The organism is Verrucomicrobiota bacterium (assembly GCA_037139415.1).
Taxonomy (GTDB): domain Bacteria; phylum Verrucomicrobiota; class Verrucomicrobiia; order Limisphaerales; family Fontisphaeraceae; genus JBAXGN01.
The window spans coordinates 1-22,254 of record JBAXGN010000015.1 but is presented as its reverse complement, the minus strand read 5'-3'; the positions used below and the strand labels follow the sequence as shown (position 1 = coordinate 22,254).

Below are 22,254 nucleotides of genomic sequence, written 5' to 3'. Positions count from 1 at the left end.
AATCAGGGCTTGTTAGTTACGACATTGCCAAAGTCGAATTGAACCTTGGGCGCAATTTCAGCGCCGGGCGCGGAGGCAAAATACGGTTTATATTGGAAGCCCAAGGCTGACGCATAAATAACTGCAGGAAATGATTTGATGGCCGTGTTGTAGTTTTGAACCGCGCCATTAAAGTCCCGGCGTTCAACACTGATGCGGTTTTCTGTGCCTTCAAGTTGCGCCTGCAATTCTCGAAAATTCTCGGTTGCCTTCAAATTAGGATAACGTTCGACAACCACTAACAAACGCGACAAGGCAGAAGAAAGTTGTCCCTGCGCTTGATCAAAAGCTGCTAGTTTTCCCGGATCGGTCGGTGCGGTAGTGGAATCCATTTTCACTTGACCGACGGACGCTCGGGCCTGGGTGATTTCCGTCAGCGTAGATTTTTCAAACTTTGCTGCGCCGGAAACGGTAGCGACGAGGTTGGGAATCAAATCCGCGCGGCGTTGATACACGTTTTGTACCTGCGCCCATTGGGTGTCCACCCCCTGTGAAAGCTTAACCAGGCGATTGTAGCTTCCACCCGCGACAGCGATGAGGATCAAAACAGACACGCCAATCAACGCAACGACTCCAAGAAAAATGCCGGGCTTTTTCATCATTATTTAACGATCATAGTTGTCTTTTTCAACGTCAAGAGTCACTTTTGGTGATCCCTTTGATGCCACTAATATGCAAAACGCTAAAATTGTGCCGATCAAAAATGAAGCTGCCGATTGAAACGGCCAGAGGTTTCGACGGCTAACCGTAACCTCCACTTCGACAATCCAAATTGTATTATCCGTGGCCAAGAAAGTAACCTGCCAATCTCGCGGACGCTATGGGGTGTTCACCCCAGCTCATGGCTTTCTGTCGGGCGGTTTAGAAGGTGGTCATCTCTCAAGAACACCATCAACTGTGGAATCGAAATGCGCTAAGCATCTTCATCTTCCCGTCAGAACGATGACCCACCACAGAAACGACAGATTGAATGGGCTTCAAGGGAACGATTGGTTTAGGCGCTCACATGAAACCCATTCGGGTCGATTGGTTAATCCCAATTGCTAGAAGGTCTATTCATCCGTCTCAAAATGGGACGAATGTAGCGTGAAGAAAGCCCTCTCGCGTCTTAGTTACGCACATGCAACAACCAATTCATTATTCACGGTCCAAACACCAGGGGCACCCCAGGCAATATTTCCAGCCTCGTCCTTTTGATACCATGAAGCAACCTTGCCAGTCAGGGTTGCGTTATGACCGGATACCTGCACACGAATATCCTTCTCGTTTATTGACCAGTTGCGTTTTAACGCACTTTCAATCGCCGCTTTTTCAACGGCGTTATTTGTTTCTGATTTGATGGTGATGTCGTTCGTTACCCCTTTAACGCCCATCAGATACTTGATCGCGTCTTCAGCAGCGTCCTTTTGGTAATTCCAATTCAATTCACCCGTCAGGGTAATCCATCCTGCTTCGACCTTGACTTTGATTTTGTCGTTAGGAACGTCCCAACGCGTCTTCAAAGCAGTCAACACTTCTGTGGCGATTTCAGTGTTGGTTTTACTCCACGTGTTCGGAAACCTTACCTCAATTTTCTCGACCACGGCAGTGACTCCTGCTACGTTCTTAGCGGCGTCTTCCGCTTCTGATTTTTTGGAGTAGTTGTCAACAACACCTGTGAGTGAAACGATACCATCTTTGGCAGTCACACCAATTTCTGCTGCGTTCAATAACGGTTGCCATTTGATGGCATCCTGAACGTCTTGTTGTAATTCCGCATTAGTTTTCATTTTGATTTTTTTGTGTTTTTGACGGCAATTCAATTGCCATCAAGGAGACACATTAGTTCATCAACCGGTTTGTGCCTATGGGGTGTAACCCTACCATGGATTTTTGAGGGCATCGTTCGACGAAAACGGTGCCTGCTAACCAAGGTGGGTGTGTGCCAGGATCAGCGAGGGGTATCCAGTTTCCTGGCGGGCTATGCTGATGGCGCGACTGATGGCCTCCAAGTCATTGCCCTCCGCGATGGACGTGGGTGCCAGCCATACGCCGCGAAACGCTGGGCGTGGTCTTCAGTGGAGCTGAGCTGTGTCGAGGCTGCGAGTGTGATACGGTTCTCATCGTAAAGATAACTGAGCTTGCCGAGTTTTAGGTGGTCCGCCTACGAAGCGGCTTCGGCCGTTACGCCCTTCATGAAGTCGCCATCGCTGACAAATCCATAGGTGAAATGATTGACGAACTCACCCCAACGTATGTCCCCTCCATGGCGGCAGAGTATTCACCACGGCGCGCTGCCCGATTGCATCTGGCTCGATGAGCCAGCACTTGCTGCGCCGCTGCCTCGTGGGCCTTCTCGCCTTGCCAAATCTCCAAAGCCGGCTGTTGGATGGCGCGGGCAAACGAAAACGCCAACGCCCACGGCAGTCGCGACTTGAATCGAACATTCATGGCGTTCAAACGGGCCGAGGCCAGTTCAGCGGATTGCCCTCCTGACAAAAACGCTATCCCCGGAACGGCAGCCGGGACGGTTCGCAGCAGGCACCTCACCGAGGCATCGGCCACCACGTCCAGCGCTGCCTGCTGGGGGCAGGTTAAGCCTGCGAGCACCATGTTGGGCTTGAGGATCATGCCTTCCAGCAGCACGCGCTGGCAATTAAGCTGAATGAACACGTTTCGCAGGACTTCCTCGGTTACTTTGCGACAACGTTCCAGCGAATGTCCACCGTCCATGAGCACCTCGGGTTCGACAATTGGCACCAGCCCGGCTTCCTGACACAACGCAGCGTAGCGAGCCAACGCCTGCGCGTTGGCCTCGATGCAACTCCGGCTGGGATTTTCATCGCTCACGGCAAGCACCGCACGCCACTTGGCGAAGCACGCGCCCAGTTGCGAGTATTCATTCAGGCGTTCGCGCAATCCGGCCAAACCTTCGGTAATTTTCTCTCCGGGATGACCGGCCATGGCCTTCGCGCCGGTATCAACCTTGATGCCGGGAATGATTCCTGCATCAGCGAGGATTTTGACGAAAGAAGTGCCATCCTTCCTCCGCTGGCGGATCGTCTCATCGCACAGGATCGCACCACTGATACTCTCACCGAGACCGGGCGTGGTGACAATCATCTCCCGATAGGCGCACCGGGCTTCCTCGGTCTGAGGAATCCTCAATTTGGCAAATCGTTTATTACAGGTTGGAGTACTTTCATCCATCGCCAGCAGGCCCTTGTCACCGGCGACCAGCGCCCTCGCGGTGTCGATGAGGTGTTGCGTGTTCATTTGGAGTTGCTCCATTTCCAGCTGCGAACTTCTGGCAGGTCTTTGCCGTTTTTGTCGATGTATTGCTTGTACTCGATGAGCTTGTTATTGAGCTGCTGCTTCAGGTAGAAGCCCTGGTCGCCGGTCTCGGGCAGACGGTCCATGGTGATCCAGCCGGCGAGTGGCCCCGTCACCAGCAACGGACCGAGACCTGGAATCAAAAAGGTGGCGGACCCGAACATCATCCCCCACATCCCGCCGCCGAAGGCTCCCAGTTTTCCCCAGTATTTCATACGATCCCCAGCATTGTAGAAGCCGACCACGTGTTCTTCCGTGTGCTGGTCGCGTCCGACAATCGACAGTTTCTTCATGTCAAAACCAGAGCGCTGCAATTCCTTGACCGCAGCTTCGGCTTCAGCGTGGGATTGGTAAATCGCCTCGACTGCATTGTGCTTGGCCATAATAGTTTTTCTTTCATCGTTGCGTTTTTGGTTTTACCGCAGATGACACCCTAAGCCATGGACTACCCCTTGACTATGGGGTGTTCACCCCACTCGATAGCCCCTCAATTGAGGCAGAGTAATGCTTGTGTTCAATCGCCTTGTCCCCAATCTGCGGCAGCCGCTCAAGGGTGCAGTCACGAGGTGGAAACGGTTTTGGCCATACCAGGTCGTTCATCAATCCAGTATCCTTGGCGGTTGTAATGGTGATGCAATCCGACCTCATAATCCCGAGTCAGCAACGTCTCGGCCACGAATTCCGGTGACTGCTTGATGGTCGCTCGGCAAAGATTGACAAAGACTTTGGACTGGCTCCAACTAACATGCTCAATCCATTGCGGTGAAAGTAATACCTTTTTTCCCGGCCACCAGTTGCGGGTATTGATGATTAGATACCGAATCGCCCACGTTTCGTCATCAATGATAAAATCCTCCACGTGGCCGATCTCCCCATCGGTGGCTTCGATGAGATGACCATTCACATCGTCAGTGCTGCGCAAATAGGGATCCCATGGTTTCTCATCCGGGGTTGTTTTCCGCCATTTTTTCCGGTCACGCACAAGGTGGGGATTCGCCCCCCACACGTACGGCCCGCCCCAATACATCGGCCACCGGTAATGCCCATGGTAGGCCTCCTCAAATTGGCGCGAGACGGGCTTGTCGCTGTTCAAGCAGGGACCCTCTTCAATCTGCTTTTGCGTTAAATCAATGGCGATGTGTTGCGCTTCGCGATTCACGGTGCCCAGCGCATACGGAGATATCAACACCTGCCTGCCCGTAAGCCAGTTCCCGGTATCGGCCACCAGATAACGAATGGTCCAGTGCCGGTCATCAAAATAGAATTCTTCAACCTTCCCGATCTCCCCATCGAGGCTGTTCAATTTATAATCCTTTAGCATTTTCGCCGTGCTTAGCATAATAGATGTTTGTGTTTTTTGATTTAGTCAATATTCCGGTTGGCGGACGGCGGACCGCATTTGTAAAATTCCGGTTTCGCCGCGAACAACCCTGGAACCGATACTCCACAATGCATTAGCGGGCCCGGCTTCGCTATGGGGTGTAACCCTACCGTGAATACGGTGGGACTCAAGTTCTTGATCGTAAGGCACAAGTTTGAGTTGGGTCACCTTGTTGCCGCTACGGGTGGGTTAGTCCTTTGAATCTGCGCCGACCGTGCTCCGTTGCGTTGCCCCCTCACCAGACCGCCCACCCAGCTTGAGCGAGATGTTTTCGCGTGCGGTCTGGCGCTCTTCCCGGAGAATAATATCGGTCTCGCCAGGACTGGACTCTGCGCGCGCCTTTCGGGCAAGCCGCTCGAATCGTGCCTTGATTCGGTCCAGCTCTTCCACCGACAACTCCTCAATGTCCAGCAGTGAGTTTTGCGCCGACTTCGTGGCCCGAATCAATTCATCAAGTTTTAATTGCACCGCTTCACTCTCCCGATTTTGAGCGTTGCGAATCAGGAAGATCATCAAAAAGGTGACGATGGTGGCGACCGTGTTGATGGCGAGCAGCCAAGTGTTGCCATCGCCAAACAACGGTTCAGTCATCGCCCAAATCAAAATCGTGGCGACCGCGACGGTAAACGCCATGGGATGACCGCTGGAATGCGTAACTGTCCGGGCGAATTTTTGAAATCCGCCCAGTAGCCGCACACCCATCATCGGTTTTAAATTTGGCATGTCGCTCGGTTTCAATTCGTCCATACCTCCCCCTCCTGAACCATTGGTGGCTTTAGTCGGTTCCAAGCCGGAGACAAAATCATGGGCGGTTGGAGATTCGCTTGGGTGGGTGTAACGCCACATCTTGCGACGCCTCGGCAATGCCTTTTCGGTTGGCTTGGAGCATTTGGTCATGTTCCGCTCCAGCGATGCCTTTTTCGATTAGCCGTTCATTATCGCTCCGGCCTTCATCATCCTCATCGTCGCTGGATGCCGCTGGCACTTTGCGGCCAGTCGAACCATGTACTGGGTCCCAACGCTCGGATTCGGGCAACGACTCAATGACGGTCTCGTTCGAGTCCGTATCAGGATCACCCGTTAATTCCATTTTGGCCTGTTCCCAATCGGATTTCGACACGTCCAACGTGGAACGACCGTTGATGACTGCCAGTTCAACCGCCCGCTCCCGAACCATCTTTCGGGTCACGGTACCGATGCCGATGGCATTTTCAGTCAATATGCCTTCTTTTAATGGATTGGTTTTCATGCAACAAAATTCAGTGCGGGTGTGGCAACGTTTGAGCGTTGTGCGTTGTCTTCATCTGGCGCGCGCCCCGATCTTCCCGCGTGTCACGGGATTGCGAGAAATTGTTATCCCGCTTTGGTGATTTCGACTTCGGGATGGCTGCCTTGAGGTTCTCAGCCTGCTTTTGGATGCCGGTGCGGAACGCGGGAGTTGGTGAGGTTTCCGTTTTGCTAGCGATGGATGTTTTCATACTTAAATTCTTTCTGTTTAGGCTGCGTGTGAATGTCATTTACGTCCGGTTGTGAAAACCGTGAATCCGGGTGCGGTTGCGCTCTGCGATCAGTTCCGACTCGGCCGCCAACCAATGCTGCACATCGTGCCCGGGCTGCGCGCCATCGTTCACATAGCAGAAATATGCCCTGCGGGCCACTTCATCTGACGATGGCACAAAATATGTTTCGCTTGGTTTCAAGTCCATAACCGCAGTTTGCGGTGATGCACTGACCGATTTTTGGTATTGTTCCTTCGAGTCTTCGCTTTTGTTCATAATAATAGAATTCTTTGTCATATCAAACCGCTTAACTTGTTCACGGCGTGAGCCGCCACCACGACCAAACCACCATGCCCTTGAATTTCGTTATCGCTGAGTTTTCCAATTGGAAAACGGGCTTCTGATCCCAATGGCTATAATAGGCGTTGAAGCTATCAAGCCGCTATGGGGTGTTCACCCCAACGAGTCTCCATGGCTACCGGAGGTTGTAACCACAGGATCCGATTTCAGCATATCCGATTCACCCAGCATTTCCCGCAATTTGAGGGCCAGCGCGGAGGGCGTGAACGGTTTTTGTAGAAATCCCGCGCCTTTAATATGTGAGCCTGGCTGGATACGGGCATTTTCGGTGTCACCGGAAGTGAAAAGAATCCGGGTCTGTGGATGCAACGCCAGCACACGTTCAGTCAATTCTTTGCCACTCATTTGCGGCATCTGGACCTCGGTGAACAATAAATCTATGCGCTCGAGGTCAGCCAGTCGTTCTAAGCTTAAGGCTTCCGTGCCATTGGCAGCCACGAAAACCGTGTAACCCAGCCTGCTTAACATTGCCGCCGCCATTTCACGCAAGGCAAGATCATCCAAGACCAGCAGAATGGTTTCCGTCCCACGCGTTAAATCAGGCACCGCAAGACGCTGACCGGAACGCGACGTTTGTAGTTCCACAGGCGGTATATAAATTTTGACTGTCGTACCCCGCCCAAGCTCGCTATGAATGCTGATATGGCCGCCACTTTGCTTGATGATGCCGTAACAGGTGGGCAATCCCAATCCCGCTCCCTGACCAACGCCCTTAGTCGTAAAAAAGGGTTCGAAGACACGCGCTTTGACGTCCTCGCTCATGCCGGTGCCGGTATCAGTGATGGCGAGCATCACATATTCTCCCGCCTTCAATTCTGGAATGTGGCTGACATATTCCTCATTCAGCGTGACGTTGGCAGTTTCAAGAGTGAGTGCGCCACCCTTGGGCATGGCATCGGCAGCGTTGATGGCCAAGTTAATGATCACCTGTTCAATCTGCCCAGCGTCCGCCTTTACTGCTTTAAGCCCAACGGCGGGTGCCAGGCTCACTTCCGTGCCGCGGCCCATTAAGTGGCGCAGGGTGCTTTCCATGCCGGCGAGGACGGTATTCAGGTCGAGAATTTCAGGCTGCAGCATTTGTTTGCGTCCGTACGCCAGAAGCTGCCGTGTCAAAATCGCCGCGCGCTCAGCGGCCTTGCGGATTTCGGTTGCGTTGTTGCACCAGAGACTTCCCGCAGGAAGATCCTTGAGGAGCAATTCACTCTGGCCGATGATGGCTGTCATGATACTGTTGAATTCGTGCGCCACCCCGCCCGCGAGTCTGCCGACCGTTTCCAATTTCTGAGATTGTAACAACTGGCTTTCAAGTTGTTTGCGCTTGGTGATGTCTTGAATCACTGCTTGATACTCGCGCGTGTCGCCTTGCTCTTGAAACAGCCGCCTAACCCGGTATTGCTGCCATACTACCTGACCAGCCATCACCTGCGAGCTGAGGTCGAACGATACGGCCGATTCATCCGCTGGCAATGAATTGATGTAGTTTAACGCCAAGGCAGCATGCGGATCGGAAAGAGTTTGAAAAAAATTTGTGCCGAGTAATTCAGCACTGTTTTTACCATGGGACTGGCAGAATACGTCATTGACAAACGTGAGGCATCCATCGGGATTAAAGCGGCAAATCAAATCAGTCTGGTTTTCCACCACGGCACGAAAGCGTTTTTCGCTTTCCGAAACCGCCCGCTCCGCGGTGCGTCGGGCCGCGGCAGCGGCGGCTAGCAGCATGTTGGTGATTGCCAGAATGCCTATGTAGCTGCCCATGAGCATCAAGCTGTCCTTAACGGAATTCGTAACGAATGGTCCGGTCCCATGGAGCAAGGAATAGATGGCGAGCACCGCCACGAGCAAGGTTCCCGTGGTTGCGCCACGCTGACCAAACCGCAATGCGCTCCAGACAAGAAAAGGAAAAGGCAGATAGGCCATCGGGTAATTTTGAATCCCGTACACATACCAGGAATTGAAAGAGATCAACGTGCCGCCCACCAACCCAGCACCGCAGAAGATGGCTTCGGTTATCAGCCGGGCATTCCAGCGCGTGGTGGATGGCGTTGCCCACGTGATGATCAATGGCGCCACAACCAAACTGCCCAGCACATTCGGCACCCACCACTCCAGGGTGTTTCCAAATAAATCGTCCCACGCCACCGCACCGCTGTACGCCAGGCTCACCACATTGAACACCGCATTGACCGTCGAACCCAGGAAACATGCCAAGGCAACGTAACCGACCACATCCTGAGTGCGCTCCATGGCATTGTCGAAGGTGATGAACTTCTTAAGCAGGTAAGCACAAGCGATTGCCCCGATCGTATTGCCAATGACCGTTCCGAGCGTGAAAACTCCCAGCGGTAGCCCGTTCATGAACGACAAAAGCACCGCACCAAAAACCACGCCTGGCCAAAACCGGTATCCGAACAGTAGGATGGCGGCAAGCGCAATGCCCGCCGGCGGCCAGACCAAGGCCATGCTCCCAGAAAGAAACGTGGTCTCTTTGCCGATCAATCCCCCGACGAAGTATAACGCCATGAATTCCACCACGCGCGTGAAGGTCGTCAGTTTCTGATGCGTGAACGCTTTTCCCATGGTTAGAGTTTGGGTGTCGTTATCTCGTCGGAGATTTCCATGGCGACGTGAGTTGGCTATGTGGACGACGTGATGGGCGCTTGAGAATTATCCAGCATCGCGCGCACTTTGCGGGCGAGGTCGGCTGGAGTGTAAGGTTTCGGCAGAAATGCAACTCCCGGCTCCTGTGTATCCAGTTGCGCAATTGCATGATCGGTGTATCCCGATGTGAAGAGGATTTTCAGACCGGGATAAATTGTTTTCAGCCACTCCACCATCACTTTTCCGCCCATCAGTGGCATGATGACGTCGGTGACCACCAAACGGATCGGTGATCCCTTGTGGCCGTGAACCATATGCAATCCTTCCTGGCCGTTACCAGCGCGTAACACGGAATAGCCTTGTGCTTCCAACACCTCACAGGCCAGATGCCTCACGAACGGATCATCTTCCACAAACAGCAAGGTTTCCATTCCGCGTGGCGGCGGCCCGGTCAGGCTCGCTCTGGTTGCGACCTCCCGCGTCTGCTTGCCGTGCGGAAAATATACCTTGAAGGTTGTGCCTTTGCCCCATTCACTATGAACACTGATGTGGCCACCGGATTGTTGAACGATGGTCTGGCAGATCGCCAGGCCCAAACCAGTACCTGTGCCCTTGGGTTTCGTGGTAAAAAATGCTTCAAACAGGCGTGCTTTGACTTCTTCGGTCATGCCGGTTCCAGTGTCGCTGACACTAAGTATCACGTAATCGCCGGGAATTGCACCCGGATGCATACGTGTGTAGTTTTCATCCAGCGTCGCATTTTCGGTGGCGATCGTGAGCTTGCCACCGTTAGGCATGGCATCACGAGCATTGACAGCCAGGTTCATGAGCACCTGCCCCACATGGCCAGAATCGGCTTTGACGCGGTGAATTTGTTTTCCTGGAATAATTACCAATTCGATATTTTCGCCAATCAGCCGACGCAACATCTCCGCCAAATCTTTCAACACCAGATTGAGTTCGAGCACCACCGGTTGCACCGTTTCTTTGCGGCTGAAGATGAGCAGTTGCCGGGTCAACCCAACAGCGCGTTCTGCCGCATGTCGGATTTGCTCGGTTTTTTTAAGTAGCGGATGGTCCGCACCCAGCATCGCGGTGATCATCTCATTTTGCCCCAGGATGACCATCAGGATGTTGTTAAAATCGTGAGCCACGCCGGCGGCCAGGTGGCCAATCACTTCCATCTTTTGTGCTTGGATAAACTGCCGCTCCGCCTGTTCCGTCCGTGCCTCCGCTTCCCGATGCAACAGGCGAACTTCGATCAGGTTGCGCACGCGCAGCAATACCTCTGCGAGATCAAACGGTTTACTGATGAAATCCTTTGCCCCGGCTTTGAGCGCACGCAGTTTGTGATCCGGCTGCGCAGTGATCACCAGCACTGGCAGATAGCCGTTGGCTTCGATGGCGGTCAGTCCCTCCATGACTTGAAAGCCATCCATGCCGGGCATCTGCAGATCGAGCAGGATCAGCGCGTAGCGGTTCTTGCGATGCAGGATGCAGACCGCGTGAGGATCACTGGTTGTCTCAATGGAAACGTAGCCAGCGCCTCGCAGTATTCGCTCCAACAGTACCACATTGGCATCCTGATCATCAACAATCAGAATACTGGCTTGCAGGATGTCGGATGAACTGATCATGGCAGGGATCCTCCATTATGGGTTTTTCGGTGTTTTTCCGAGAACTCCATCGCCTCATTCAGCGTCCCCATAAACTCGTTAACCTTGATGGGTTTGGTGAGGTAGCGGAAAAAGCCTAACTTTAGCCCCCTTTCGATGTCGCGGGGCATCGCATTGGCACTGAGGGCAATGATAGGGATGTGCGCCGTCAGCGGGTCTTTGCGCAGAATTTTGAGCGCTTCGACCCCGCTTATGCCCGGCAGGTTGATGTCCATCAGGATTACCTGCGGCTGAGAGGCACGTGCCATCTCGATGCCGAGCGTTGCATTTGCCGCGGCTAGCAGCCGAATGTTCGGATATCGCGCGATGAGTTGTTCGATCAGCTTCATGTTTGCCGGATTATCCTCGACATAGAGCAAGGAACGCTGCCGTGTGCCGATTGGCGATGGCACCTGGTCAACGATCATGAAATCAGCGCTTGCAACCTCAAGTTTTGGTACTGAAGTCAATGGCAGTTCGATCCAGAAAACACTGCCCACCCCGACGCTGCTTTCCACGCCGAGAACACCCTCCATCAGTTCCGCCAATCGTTTTGACACCACCAGACCAATGCCAGTGCCGGCCACACTGCTGGCTTCCTGGCCGAGGCGATTAAACGGCTGGAATAGTTGTGCCAATTTTTCCGGTGCCAAACCCTCGCCAGTGTCTGCGACGCTGATGCGAATGCGTTCTGCGGTGCTCAGCGTGCAGTTTACGACCACGGTTCCTTGCTCCTTGTTATATTTGATCGCGTTGGAAAGCAAGTTGATGAGAATCTGCTTCAAGCGAGTCCGATCGGCCTTGACGAAGATGGGGGTGTCGAATCTGGGAAAGTTCGTGCAGATGCCACGCTGTTGCGCCTGTGGCTCCATCATGGCCTGGCATTCGGAGATGACCTCGCCCAACGACACCGGCTCCGTAGAAAGCGACACTTTTCCGGATTCGACGACCGCGAGATCGAGCACTTCGTTGATCAACTTTAGCAAATGCCAGCCCGCTTTGAGAATTTGGGCAATGTTTTCCGCCTGGGCAGCCGTCGGCAACGGGGAGGCCGACTCCATCAGTTGGGCGAAGCCGAGAATCGCATTGAGCGGGCTGCGCAGTTCATGGCTCATGCTGGAAAGGAAATCCGATTTTGCAAGATTGGCTTTCTCCGCCGTAAATTTGGAGTTCTCCAGTTCGACGTTCTTTTCCTGGAGCACATGGTCCAGGCGTTTGCGCTCCGTAACATCGCGCGCAGCGGCGAACACACCCTGCAGCCTCCGGTCACGATCGTAGAAGGTGGTTGCGTTGAAGGATACCACGGTTTCCTTACCATCCCGGGCACGCGCGGTGAGTTCGTAGTCGGTAACCTTTTTGTCACTCAGAACCAATTTGATGCTCGTCTCCGCCCGCTCCGGATCAGTGAAGTAGTTTTTGAACGGCGCGCCGATCAGTTCATCGCGGGTGCAGCCGGTGAGTGCCTCCATCTGCTTATTGACGTCGGTGATGATCCCGGACGGATCAGTGGTCATTAATGCGTCAATGTTTGATTCAAACAGGGAGCGTGTGTAAAATTGATGGTCGCGCAGGCGCTGAGCGAGCTGCTTTTGATCGGCCTCGATCTGCTTGCGCGCAGTGTTGTCGGTGCCGATCAGGAGATAGCCAATGATCGCGTTTTCAGCATCGCGCAGCGCGGTAACCGAGACCACGGCCGGGAAGCGGCTCCCATCTTTACGGATGTAGGTCAGCTCGTAGATGTCCTCGATGCCGCGAGAAGCTTTGAACACCAAGGCCTCGAAGCCCGGCGTAATCGGGGTTCCCAGTTCGACGCTTAGCGCTTTGGCGCGCGCAATCACTTCCTGCGGATCGGAAATGTCGGCCGGGGTGATCTTGTTCATCACGTCAGCGGCCGCGTAGCCAAGCATGCGTTCCGCGCCGACATTGAAAATCTGGATGACACCCTTGGCGTCCGTGGCGATACTTGAGAAATTGGCGCTGTTGAAAATTGCACTCTGCAGGGCTCCAGCCTTGAGCAGCGCTGCTTCCGCCTGCTTGCGAGCGGTGTTGTCGGTGCCGATCAGCAGGTAGCCGATGATTCCACCTTGAGCGTCGCGCAACGCGGTGACCGAGACCACGGCCGGGAAGCGGCTGCCATCTTTGCGGATGTAGGTCAGTTCGTAGATGTCCTCGATGCCGCGAGAGGCCTTGAACACCAAGGCCTCGAAGCCCGGCGTAATCGAGGTTCCCAGTTCGACACTTAGGGCTTTGGCGCGTGCGATCACTTCCTGCGTGTCGGAAATGTCGGCCGGGGTGATCTGGTTCATCACGTCAGCGGCGGCGTAGCCAAGCATGCGTTCCGCGCCGACGTTGAAGATCTGGATGACACCCTTGGCGTCCGTGGCAATACTCGAAAAATTGGCGCTGTTGAAGATCGCGCTCTGCAGGGCTCCAGCCTTGAGTAGCGCTGCTTCCGCCTGCTTGCGCGCAGTGTTGTCGGTGCCGATCAGGAGATAGCCAATGATCGCGTTTTCAGCATCGCGCAGCGCGGTAACCGAGACCACGGCCGGGAAGCGGCTCCCATCTTTACGGATGTAGGTCAGCTCGTAGATGTCCTCGATGCCGCGAGAAGCTTTGAACACCAAGGCCTCGAAGCCCGGCGTAATCGGGGTTCCCAGTTCGACGCTTAGCGCTTTGGCGCGCGCAATCACTTCCTGCGGATCGGAAATGTCGGCCGGGGTGATCTTGTTCATCACGTCAGCGGCCGCGTAGCCAAGCATGCGTTCCGCGCCGACATTGAAAATCTGGATGACACCCTTGGCGTCCGTGGCGATACTTGAGAAATTGGCGCTGTTGAAAATTGCACTCTGCAGGGCTCCAGCCTTGAGCAGCGCTGCTTCCGCCTGCTTGCGAGCGGTGTTGTCGGTGCCGATCAGCAGGTAGCCGATGATTCCACCTTGAGCGTCGCGCAACGCGGTGACCGAGACCACGGCCGGGAAGCGGCTGCCATCTTTGCGGATGTAGGTCAGTTCGTAGATGTCCTCGATGCCGCGAGAGGCCTTGAACACCAAGGCCTCGAAGCCCGGCGTAATCGAGGTTCCCAGTTCGACACTTAGGGCTTTGGCGCGTGCGATCACTTCCTGCGTGTCGGAAATGTCGGCCGGGGTGATCTGGTTCATCACGTCAGCGGCGGCGTAGCCAAGCATGCGTTCCGCGCCGACGTTGAAGATCTGGATGACACCCTTGGCGTCCGTGGCAATACTCGAAAAATTGGCGCTGTTGAAGATGGCGCTCTGTAGGGCCCCTGCCTCGAGCAGTACCTCTTCGCGCCGGACTTCGGTAACGTTCCCCACGGCACCGGGAGCCCCATCAAGAATGGCTTTTTGTTTCATATCTATTCCGCCGTATTCTGTATTTGACTTGCATCGCATTCATCATGCCCCCCTGGTGGAACGAGAGATCGTGGTGAATCTGCAGCGTACTGCGAATTTGTTTATGTGTATTTGTGGTGGATTTTTTCCGACGACGTCAACTGGTCACACCGACTGGAACTAAATGGTGTTCAGGACTTTGCTCAACCTCCGCCGCAGTTGAACTTACAAACACGGTGGATTCTTCATAGCTGATCCGGGTCACGTTTTTGGTCGTGATCAGCACCTCTTTTCCAGAAAGTCGGTGCCCGGTTTTGATGACGAGTTGACGTATCGCCCAGTTCTGGTCGTCCATCATAAAGTCACACACATGACCGACTGGCCCATCTGTTGCTTCCAGGCGGTAGCCGTTCACCGCTTGCGTGCTGCGTAAATGCGCATCGGCGCGTTCGGGTTGCGGGCTGGTTTCGCCATCCGGTGCGGCCGCTAGCGGAGGTGCCACCTCCAACATCGGATATCCGCTTGTGCCCCACAGCCCGGTACCTTCCCAGTAATAGGGCCAACTGTAATACCGATAATATTCTTCTTCGTACTGTCGCGACACCGGTTTATGCGACTCAATGGAAGGGCTATTCTCAATCTGTTTCCGGGTCAGGTTCGCCAACAGAAGTTTCCCCGCCTGATAAAACTTGCCGAAGGCATAGGGCGAGAGAAGCACTTGTCGCCCTAATAACCAGGAACCCGTGTCCGCGACCACATACCGAACCGCCCAGGTTTGATCGTCAAAATAGCAATCCTTGATGTGGCCAATTTCACCATCGGTCGCACCGAGTTTGACACCGTATAACTGCTTGATACTTTGTAACATAATTAATTCCTTTTGTTTATTGCGCGAGCTGCCATCGAAACCAGACAACGACACCTCTGATTCCATGTGTCCCCGAGTTTCCCCTCTGGGAAAAAGTCTTCTGATCCCAATACCCATATAATACGCGCCGAGGCCATCTGATCGCTATGGGGTGTTGACCCCATTTGACGTGCAGCGGATAGGCACACGCAAAGATGTAACCTGGAGTTTTGACAAAGACGACGGCACTACCGCTACGTTTCGCCGGATCTTCCGACTAAAGTTTTTCTCCGTCACACCCACAACCCGGAAGCATGATTCCTCTCAATTTACCCTTTGACTACTCAGTCAACTGCGGCTGTGAAGGGGGATTCGTGGTGTTTGCCGGAATAAACTCGATAACGTCGGCACGGACCACGGTTCGCGGAAAGGAAAATAGAATGTAATACGCACTGTTTTTTTCCAAGATCAGGTTCGCCAGCGTCTGCGCCCTCCCCGGTTGCATTTCGGCCTGCGTGTAAAGCCGGTTCATCGCGGTAGTAAATTTTGCAGGGACAATCGTCAGAATACCAAGCAGCGAAAACCCTTTGCTTTCTCCGATTACGTTGGTTTTGGTCACCACGAAATTCGCCGCTTGCAACCGGATGTCGGTCTGAGTGTGAATCTCCAGGGACGACGCATTGGGTGACCCGATCAGCGACGCCACGGGCAACGCAGCCACTGCGGCACAACCGCTGGCCAGCGCAGCGACTGCCAGGAGCGCGACAAGCGCCAGGTGCTTTTGAATGCGAGCCCAATCGTGCTCTGGAGCAACCAGCCGCGCCTCTGAACCCGCATGTCGATTATTTTTCATTGTCAAACAAGTCTATTGAATCCGGCGCGCATGATTGTGCGCGCCGGAAATATCCGCCGGTTATGCGGTAGGTAATCCCATCCCCTTACGCCGCTTTCTTGTCATCCACCACTTCCGCATCAATGATCGGGCCATCCGCTTTCTTGCCACCTTCCGGTGCGCCGCTCGTTTCCGGCTGCGGTCCAGGTTGGCTGCCGGTCGGGCCCTGGCTCGCGTGGGCCTTTTCTGAAGCGGCCTGATACAGCTCCGTCGAAACCGCCTGCCAGGTTTCGTTCAGCTTTTCACTGACCGTCTTGAGGGCGGCAGCGTCGCTGCCCTTGAGGGCTTCCTTCACCTCGTTCAGGGCGGCTTCGATTTTGTTCCGGTTGGCATCGGAAATTTTAGCCTGATTATCCTTCAACAGTTTTTCCGTGCGATACACGGCGTTTTCAGCCTCATTGCGCGCTTCAAGTTCTTCCTTCCGCTTCCGGTCTTCTTCAGCATGGAGTTCCCCATCCTGGCGCATCTTTTCGATCTCCGCCTTGGAGAGACCGCTGCTGGCCGTAATGGTGATCTTCTGCTCCTTGCCGGTTCCCAAGTCTTTGGCGCCGACATGCAGAATGCCATTGGCATCAATGTCAAACCCGACTTCGATTTGCGGTACGCCTCGCGGGGCGGGCGGAATGTCCTCGAGTTTGAATTTGCCAATGGTCTTGCTGTCGCGCGCAAACTGGCGTTCACCCTGCAAAACATGAATTTCCACACCGGACTGGTTGTCCGCGGCGGTGGAGAAGGTTTGGGACTTGCGGCACGGGATGGTAGTATTGCGCTCAATCAGCTTGGTGAATATCCCGCCCAGTGTTTCAATGCCAAGCGACAGCGGCGTCACATCGAGTAACACCACGTCCTTGACCTCGCCTTTGAGCACGCCCGCCTGGATCGCGGCGCCCACCGCCACAACCTCATCCGGGTTGACGCCCTGATGCGGCGGCTTATTGACCAGCGTATGCGCCGTTTCGACCACCCGTGGCATCCGGGTCATGCCCCCGACCAACACTAATTCATCAATTTTCGCGGCCGCGATGTCAGCGTCCTTTAAACACGCTTTCACTGGCGCGATCGTGCGCTCAAACAACGCCTCACAGAGCTGCTCCATCTTGGCGCGCGTGAGTTTCAGGCTGAGATGCTTGGGACCACTGGCGTCGGCGGTGATGAACGGCAGGTTAATATCGTATTGCAGCGCGCTGGAGAGGGCGATCTTGGCTTTTTCCGCCTCTTCCTTGATGCGTTGCAAGGCATCCGGATGCTTGCGCAAATCCATCCCTTGATCCCGTTTGAACTCGTCTAGCATCCAATCCATGAGGCGATTATCCCAGTCGTCCCCGCCAAGGTGCGTATCACCGTTCGTCGCTTTGACTTGGAACACGCCGTCGCCAAGTTCCAGCACCGAAATATCGAAGGTGCCGCCGCCGAGGTCGTAAACGGCGATTTTTTCATCTTTCTTTTTTTCCAGACCATAAGCCAGGGAGGCGGCGGTGGGCTCGTTGATAATGCGGAGCACTTCGAGCCCCGCAATCCGTCCGGCATCCTTCGTGGCTTGCCGTTGCGCGTCATTGAAATAGGCCGGGGTGGTGATCACCGCTTGGGTGATCTTTTCCCCCAGCCGCGTTTCGGCATCTGTTTTGAGTTTTGCGAGAATCATGGCCGAAATTTCCGGCGGGGTGAATTGCTTGGGCTTGCCGTCCACTTCCACTTCCACGGCGGCGTCACCGTTGGCGGCTCGGACGACTTTATAGGGGACACGTTTGATTTCTTCCTGCACTTCGTCGAATTTGCGCCCCATAAACCGCTTGATCGAATAGATCGTGTTGCGGGAGTTGGTCACGGCCTGCCGTTTGGCGGCCTCTCCCACGAGCCGATCACCGGTTTTGGTGAATGCCACCACCGAAGGCGTCGTGCGTTTGCCTTCCGAGTTTTCGATCACCGCCGGCTCGCCGCCTTCAATGACCGCCATGCAGGAGTTGGTTGTTCCTAAATCAATGCCGAGTACTTTTGCCATATATTTTTGGTTGGTTGTTTCGTTTTGGTTATTCCGATAAAATTATTAAACAGGCGCACCTTGCACGCTCGCGTTCACTCTTCTCTGTGAGGGTGTTATTTGTCGCCGATGTATTTCTTCTTTAAGAATGAAGCATCTCGATTCTGACTGGCCTCTTGGTCAGCCAAGTTAATCGTGCCTGGATCCAGCCTCACTTCCAGCAGGTTACTCACGTTCTCCGGTCGCCCAATCTTGCCTGCGATTTCGCCGATGACCCGTTTCCCCGCGGCTGTGTTGACATGTCCGCGCAGGGTAATTCGGCGGTTGAGGGTGCCGACCTCCACGTTCTGGGCGTTTTGTGACAGGCTGACGTCGGCCCGCATAGCCGCATAAATCCGGTAGGTGATGTCCACATCGGCAAAACTGGCACCCTGCCCGAGCGGAATATAGCTGTTAACGGTCCCTTCATGAACATTTTGTCGCGTATTAACCCCATCATTAGCCGCCACTTTCGCATTGGAGTAAGTTTCCTGCCGGAAGTCCCCACTGTCACGATCGGTCCACTTGAACCGCGGCTCGTTTTTGAACGCCTGCAGAGTCATATCCAGTTGCAGCGCGTCGTGAGCGGCATTGAAGCGTAGCGCACTCGCCGGAATGACGCTCCTGGTTTGGGGAAATCCGGCCGATAGGACGATCAGGTGGAAGACCCGGCCACTCGTCAGGTCGCACTGGAAGGTGTCGATGACCCCAAGCGGCTCGTTTTGCAGGTTTCTGACGGGGAAGTGCAGTAGTTTGCTGGCGCTTTGGACATAGCCTAACGGCTCGGTGTCCGTGTTGCCAGACTTGGTATTCGCGCCGTCGGCGGCGAAATATGGTTCCTGACCGAAGAAACGATAATTTTTCGCCACGGGCAAACTCTGGCATTCCTCGGCCCACTTTGATATTTTGAAATCTGGCGCGGCCTGGTACATCTCCCGGTCCACGTTCAGGTGGAATCCATTACCTGCTGCGTCGCGCGTAAATGCTCCGGGTGGCACGGCGACAGTCCTTTGGCCAAAACCCAGAAAGCCGCCTGAGGTGACGAGCACCTCCACCAAGCGTCCCTGTTCCAAGTCCAGGGCGAGATCCGTGATCCGCCCCAGTTTTTGGTTTTGCGAATCCTTGACCGGCATGTCAATGATGAATACCGATCGTTGCTTTGCGCGAAATTGTTCATGGGAAGGTGGTTCTGCGGCGAGTGCATTAAACCCCAAGGCGCCGCAGGCGATCAGCCATCCCATTTCCTTTAAAGTTTTAGCCAGTTTACTGCTTTTTACATTATTCTTCATGTTTTTAGAAAATTAAAAATTTTGTATTACCTAATATATCCACACTACGCCCTGGGCAGTCGCCGCACAATAGGGTGTAACCCTACCTTCGATTTTGAACGTGGTTTTAATCGCGGCCACCCTTGTGACCACGGCCCGATCCCGGTGGTGCCCAATGCCTCGGGTACTGCCGGACCACCGTTGTGTGATGAAGTGCCGGGGAGTCGTGGAAGCCAAGCCGGATCGACGGCGAGGCAAACAGCACGTCCACCGAGACCCGCGGTGGCGCGGGTCGCCATACCCACGCATTACCTTCCAAATATACGTATTGACGCCGGTTGCTGCTGTAATACACCTCGTAACCAGGATAATACACATAGTCATCCTGCACCATGACCCCGGTCTCCACCTGAACCGATGGGGGCTGTACATACACACGCCTGGCGCGTGTTCCATCCACGTAGCCGATGCATCCGGTCAGGGTTCCCAAGAGCACAACGCCTGATACCAATCCGATTTTTGAGTACTTTGTTCGATTCATAAAATTATCTTCCCCACTTCAGAGCGCGTCCTTCAACGCATTCTAACCCTGAAAGTGTTTGTTCGATTTCATACGTTTGAACCTTTTACAATAGGCCTTCCGGCAGGTCTTTGCTATGGGGTGTAACCCTACTTGAGTTTGGCCAGAGAGATGAGTGCGGGGCCCTGCCGAAGTCTGCTGCCAGCATCAGCGATGGTCATTGGACTTTGAACACAACCAGATGTTCGCTGCGGTCGTCCCGCAAAGGAATCGTATTCCCCGTTAGCACCTGTCCGTCGAGGGAAAGTTGATCGGTAGTGGGCTGATCCCCGAGTTGCCGGGTGACGGTAATATGGTACGACGTTTGCCGATAGCGGTAGTGAATCTTGAAGGCGGGCCAAGCCTTCGGCAGACGCGGGGTCAACCGCAATTGCTCTCCCTCCAGGTTCAAGCCCAACAGCGTTTCCAGGAGCAGCCGATACATCCAACCGGCGGACCCGGTGTACCAGGTCCAGCCACCGCGGCCTTGATGCGGCTCGACGGCGTAAACGTCCGCCGCGACGACGTACGGCTCCACCTTGTAGGTGGCGATTTGCGCCGGCGTGGTGCCATGGTGGATGGGATTCAGCAGCGCGAATAGCTCCCAGGCCTTTTCATTTTCTCCCAATTGTGCGAAGGCCATGGCCGTCCAGATCGCGGCATGGGTGTATTGGCCGCCATTCTCGCGAACACCCGGAATGTAGCCTTTGATATAACCCGGGTTAAGGTGGGAATGATCGAACGGCGGATCCAGCACTTGAATCAGGCCAGCCTCGCGATGAATGAGTCGCTCCTGCACCGACTGCATGCCCTGCCGTGAGCGCTGCGGATCCCCGGCTCCGCTGAGGACCGACCACGTTTGCGGCACGGAATCAATCTGGCACTCCGAATTGGTCCGCGAACCGAGCGGTTCGCCGTTATCGAACCAGGCCCGCAGATACCACTGGCCGTCCCAGGCATGTTGTTCGATGTTTTGCCGCAGTTGGCTGGCTTGCACAAGACAGCGTTCGGCGAAGACCGGATCGTGGTGGCCACGCGCCAGCACCTCAAACTGCGTCAGCACATCGTAGAGGAAGAAAGCCAGCCAGACACTTTCGCCGCGTCCATCCTTACCCACCATGTTCATGCCATCATTCCAATCCCCGCAGCCGATCAGTGGCAAGCCGTGCGCACCGAAGCTCAACCCGCGCTCAATCGCGCGCACGCAATGCTGGTAAAGCGTCGCCGAATCCTCCGAGCGGTTCGGCAAATCATAGTAGGCGTCCTCCTCCGGCTTGACCGTCCGGGCTTCGAGAAAGGGAATCGCCTCGTCAAGCACGCCGGTGTCCGCCACGCACCCGACGTAACGGCAGGTGGCGTAAGGCAGCCACAAATAGTCGTCCGAGAAATGGGTGCGCACACCGCGCCCCGTTGGCGGATGCCACCAATGCTGGACATCCCCCTCGCGGAATTGATGGGCGGCCGCGCGCACCAGATGCTCACGTGTAAGGGCCGGCGCGGCATGCACCAGCGCCATCACGTCCTGCAATTGATCGCGAAACCCGTATGCCCCGCCAGATTGATAAAACCCGGTCCGCCCCCACAACCGGCAACTCAAAGTCTGATACAAGAGCCAGCCATTGGCCAACACATTCACCGCCGGATCGGGAGTTTCAACCTGCACCGCGCCGAGGGTCTGCTTCCAATACTGCCAGACGCCTTCGAGCGCCAGATGGCTGGCGTCAGCACCGCGAAAACGACGAATTAAGGTTTGCACTTCCGCAGCGCTCCGCCCGACGCCGAGGCGGAAGATAATCTCGCGCTCCTGCCCGTCCGGCACTTCGCAAGTGACCTGCACCGCGCCGCAGGAATCCAACCCGGCCCCGATTTTTCCGGAAAGCCGCACGCGCTTGAGCGCCGCCGGATGGGACAGGCTGCCGTTGCGGCCGAGAAACTCCTTGCGGTCTCCCGTGAAGGTGCGGTTGGCGTCGTTGACATCAATGAACGCAATTCGTTCGGCAAACTCAGAGTTGTAAGGATTACGCGCCAGGAGCGCCCCGGTTTTGGGGTCCATTTCGGTTTGCAGGTGCAACAGGCTTTTGGAGCGCAGATCTCCCAACACCCATTCCCAATAGCCGGTGACGGAAAGCTGGCGGGGCTGACGGGAGAGATTGCGCAGTTTCAAAACCGCAAACTTCACCGGCGCATCCAGGGCCACATACACGGTCAATTCGGAGGCAATGCCGTTCTCGGTGTGCTCGAACACGGAATAGCCAAAACCGTGGCGGATGACGTAGGGCGTCGCGCCGCGCGCGGGCAGCGGGGTGGGCGACCAGAACTGTCCCGTCTGCTCGTCCCGGATGTAAAAGGCCTCCCCGGTGGCGTCCGTAACCGGGTCGTTGTTCCAAGGCGTCAGCCGAAACTCGTGGCTGTTCTCGACCCAAGTGTAGGCGCCGCCGCTCTCCGAAACGACGGTGCCGAAATACGGATTGGCC

At 55.0% G+C, this 22,254-nt stretch carries 19 protein-coding genes; all 19 read right to left on the bottom strand.

The annotated features are described in order from the left end of the window. Positions 1-2: 2 nt before the first annotated feature. Positions 3-638: a LemA family protein gene (locus WCO56_04240; protein MEI7728752.1), complete on the bottom strand. Its 636-nt coding sequence runs from the start codon at positions 636-638 to the stop codon at positions 3-5. Between the two features lie 513 nt (positions 639-1,151). Beyond that, a complete protein-coding gene (locus tag WCO56_04235; GenBank protein ID MEI7728751.1) occupies positions 1,152-1,808 on the bottom strand; it encodes a BON domain-containing protein in 657 nt (218 codons plus the stop codon). Positions 1,809-1,999: 191 nt separating this feature from the next. Further along, complete coding sequence (locus WCO56_04230) at positions 2,000-2,131, bottom strand: hypothetical protein (protein ID MEI7728750.1); 132 nt, start codon at positions 2,129-2,131, stop codon at positions 2,000-2,002. An 80-nt stretch (positions 2,132-2,211) separates the two neighbouring features. Continuing rightward, a complete protein-coding gene (locus tag WCO56_04225) occupies positions 2,212-3,294 on the bottom strand; it encodes a class I fructose-bisphosphate aldolase (protein MEI7728749.1) in 1,083 nt (360 codons plus the stop codon). Beyond that, a complete protein-coding gene (locus tag WCO56_04220) occupies positions 3,291-3,734 on the bottom strand; it encodes a general stress protein (GenBank protein MEI7728748.1) in 444 nt (147 codons plus the stop codon). The genes WCO56_04225 and WCO56_04220 overlap by 4 nt, the downstream gene beginning before the upstream one ends. A 176-nt stretch (positions 3,735-3,910) precedes the next feature. Continuing rightward, complete coding sequence (locus tag WCO56_04215; protein ID MEI7728747.1) at positions 3,911-4,690, bottom strand: PRC-barrel domain-containing protein; 780 nt, start codon at positions 4,688-4,690, stop codon at positions 3,911-3,913. Between the two features lie 231 nt (positions 4,691-4,921). Continuing rightward, on the bottom strand, positions 4,922-5,455 hold the full coding sequence (locus WCO56_04210) for a low affinity iron permease family protein (GenBank protein ID MEI7728746.1): 534 nt from the start codon (positions 5,453-5,455) through the stop codon (positions 4,922-4,924). A 79-nt stretch (positions 5,456-5,534) separates the two neighbouring features. After that, the gene (locus WCO56_04205; protein ID MEI7728745.1) at positions 5,535-5,981 is read right to left on the bottom strand and encodes a hypothetical protein; all 447 of its coding nucleotides are present in this window, start codon (positions 5,979-5,981) and stop codon (positions 5,535-5,537) included. 10 nt (positions 5,982-5,991) lie between these two features. Beyond that, complete coding sequence (locus WCO56_04200) at positions 5,992-6,210, bottom strand: hypothetical protein (GenBank protein ID MEI7728744.1); 219 nt, start codon at positions 6,208-6,210, stop codon at positions 5,992-5,994. 39 nt (positions 6,211-6,249) lie between these two features. Beyond that, positions 6,250-6,507, bottom strand: a complete 258-nt coding sequence (locus WCO56_04195; GenBank protein MEI7728743.1) for a DUF2934 domain-containing protein — start codon at positions 6,505-6,507, stop codon at positions 6,250-6,252. Between the two features lie 177 nt (positions 6,508-6,684). Continuing rightward, the gene (locus tag WCO56_04190) at positions 6,685-9,054 is read right to left on the bottom strand and encodes an MASE1 domain-containing protein (GenBank protein ID MEI7728742.1); all 2,370 of its coding nucleotides are present in this window, start codon (positions 9,052-9,054) and stop codon (positions 6,685-6,687) included. Positions 9,055-9,227: 173 nt separating this feature from the next. After that, positions 9,228-10,829 (bottom strand): response regulator, encoded by a 1,602-nt coding sequence (locus WCO56_04185; protein MEI7728741.1) that lies wholly within the window; start codon positions 10,827-10,829, stop codon positions 9,228-9,230. Continuing rightward, positions 10,826-14,218, bottom strand: a complete 3,393-nt coding sequence (locus WCO56_04180; GenBank protein ID MEI7728740.1) for a PAS domain S-box protein — start codon at positions 14,216-14,218, stop codon at positions 10,826-10,828. Before WCO56_04180 ends, WCO56_04185 begins: the two co-directional genes overlap by 4 nt. A gap of 136 nt (positions 14,219-14,354) precedes the next feature. Further along, positions 14,355-15,131 (bottom strand): PRC-barrel domain-containing protein, encoded by a 777-nt coding sequence (locus tag WCO56_04175; protein ID MEI7728739.1) that lies wholly within the window; start codon positions 15,129-15,131, stop codon positions 14,355-14,357. 253 nt (positions 15,132-15,384) lie between these two features. Further along, positions 15,385-15,897 (bottom strand): DUF6567 family protein, encoded by a 513-nt coding sequence (locus WCO56_04170; protein ID MEI7728738.1) that lies wholly within the window; start codon positions 15,895-15,897, stop codon positions 15,385-15,387. An 85-nt stretch (positions 15,898-15,982) separates the two neighbouring features. Continuing rightward, entirely contained in the window at positions 15,983-17,935 is a 1,953-nt protein-coding gene (gene dnaK, locus WCO56_04165; protein ID MEI7728737.1) for a molecular chaperone DnaK, read from the bottom strand. Positions 17,936-18,030: 95 nt separating this feature from the next. Further along, the gene (locus tag WCO56_04160) at positions 18,031-19,242 is read right to left on the bottom strand and encodes a PRC-barrel domain-containing protein (GenBank protein ID MEI7728736.1); all 1,212 of its coding nucleotides are present in this window, start codon (positions 19,240-19,242) and stop codon (positions 18,031-18,033) included. A 106-nt stretch (positions 19,243-19,348) separates the two neighbouring features. Further along, positions 19,349-19,762 carry a hypothetical protein gene (locus tag WCO56_04155; GenBank protein MEI7728735.1) on the bottom strand — a complete coding sequence of 138 codons (414 nt, stop codon included), beginning with the start codon at positions 19,760-19,762 and terminating at the stop codon, positions 19,349-19,351. Positions 19,763-19,958: 196 nt separating this feature from the next. Next, positions 19,959-22,254 (bottom strand): glycosyl hydrolase family 65 protein (locus tag WCO56_04150; protein MEI7728734.1); only part of this gene is annotated, 2,296 nt, incomplete at its 5' end.

Excerpts from the sequence above, each read along its gene's own strand:
- WCO56_04240 (MEI7728752.1), bottom strand. The coding sequence starts at position 638 with ATGAAAAAGCCCGGCATTTTTCTTGGAGTCGTTGCGTTGATTGGCGTG.
- WCO56_04235 (MEI7728751.1), bottom strand. The coding sequence starts at position 1,808 with ATGAAAACTAATGCGGAATTACAACAAGACGTTCAGGATGCCATCAAA.
- WCO56_04225 (MEI7728749.1), bottom strand. The coding sequence starts at position 3,294 with ATGAACACGCAACACCTCATCGACACCGCGAGGGCGCTGGTCGCCGGT.
- WCO56_04220 (MEI7728748.1), bottom strand. The coding sequence starts at position 3,734 with ATGGCCAAGCACAATGCAGTCGAGGCGATTTACCAATCCCACGCTGAA.
- WCO56_04215 (MEI7728747.1), bottom strand. The coding sequence starts at position 4,690 with ATGCTAAGCACGGCGAAAATGCTAAAGGATTATAAATTGAACAGCCTC.
- WCO56_04210 (MEI7728746.1), bottom strand. The coding sequence starts at position 5,455 with ATGCCAAATTTAAAACCGATGATGGGTGTGCGGCTACTGGGCGGATTT.
- WCO56_04205 (MEI7728745.1), bottom strand. The coding sequence starts at position 5,981 with ATGAAAACCAATCCATTAAAAGAAGGCATATTGACTGAAAATGCCATC.
- WCO56_04200 (MEI7728744.1), bottom strand. The coding sequence starts at position 6,210 with ATGAAAACATCCATCGCTAGCAAAACGGAAACCTCACCAACTCCCGCG.
- WCO56_04195 (MEI7728743.1), bottom strand. The coding sequence starts at position 6,507 with ATGAACAAAAGCGAAGACTCGAAGGAACAATACCAAAAATCGGTCAGT.
- WCO56_04190 (MEI7728742.1), bottom strand. The coding sequence starts at position 9,054 with ATGGCCTTGGTCTGGCCGCCGGCGGGCATTGCGCTTGCCGCCATCCTA.
- WCO56_04185 (MEI7728741.1), bottom strand. The coding sequence starts at position 10,829 with ATGATCAGTTCATCCGACATCCTGCAAGCCAGTATTCTGATTGTTGAT.
- WCO56_04180 (MEI7728740.1), bottom strand. The coding sequence starts at position 14,218 with ATGAAACAAAAAGCCATTCTTGATGGGGCTCCCGGTGCCGTGGGGAAC.
- WCO56_04175 (MEI7728739.1), bottom strand. The coding sequence starts at position 15,131 with ATGGAATCAGAGGTGTCGTTGTCTGGTTTCGATGGCAGCTCGCGCAAT.
- WCO56_04170 (MEI7728738.1), bottom strand. The coding sequence starts at position 15,897 with ATGAAAAATAATCGACATGCGGGTTCAGAGGCGCGGCTGGTTGCTCCA.
- dnaK (MEI7728737.1), bottom strand. The coding sequence starts at position 17,935 with ATGGCAAAAGTACTCGGCATTGATTTAGGAACAACCAACTCCTGCATG.
- WCO56_04160 (MEI7728736.1), bottom strand. The coding sequence starts at position 19,242 with ATGAAGAATAATGTAAAAAGCAGTAAACTGGCTAAAACTTTAAAGGAA.
- WCO56_04155 (MEI7728735.1), bottom strand. The coding sequence starts at position 19,762 with ATGAATCGAACAAAGTACTCAAAAATCGGATTGGTATCAGGCGTTGTG.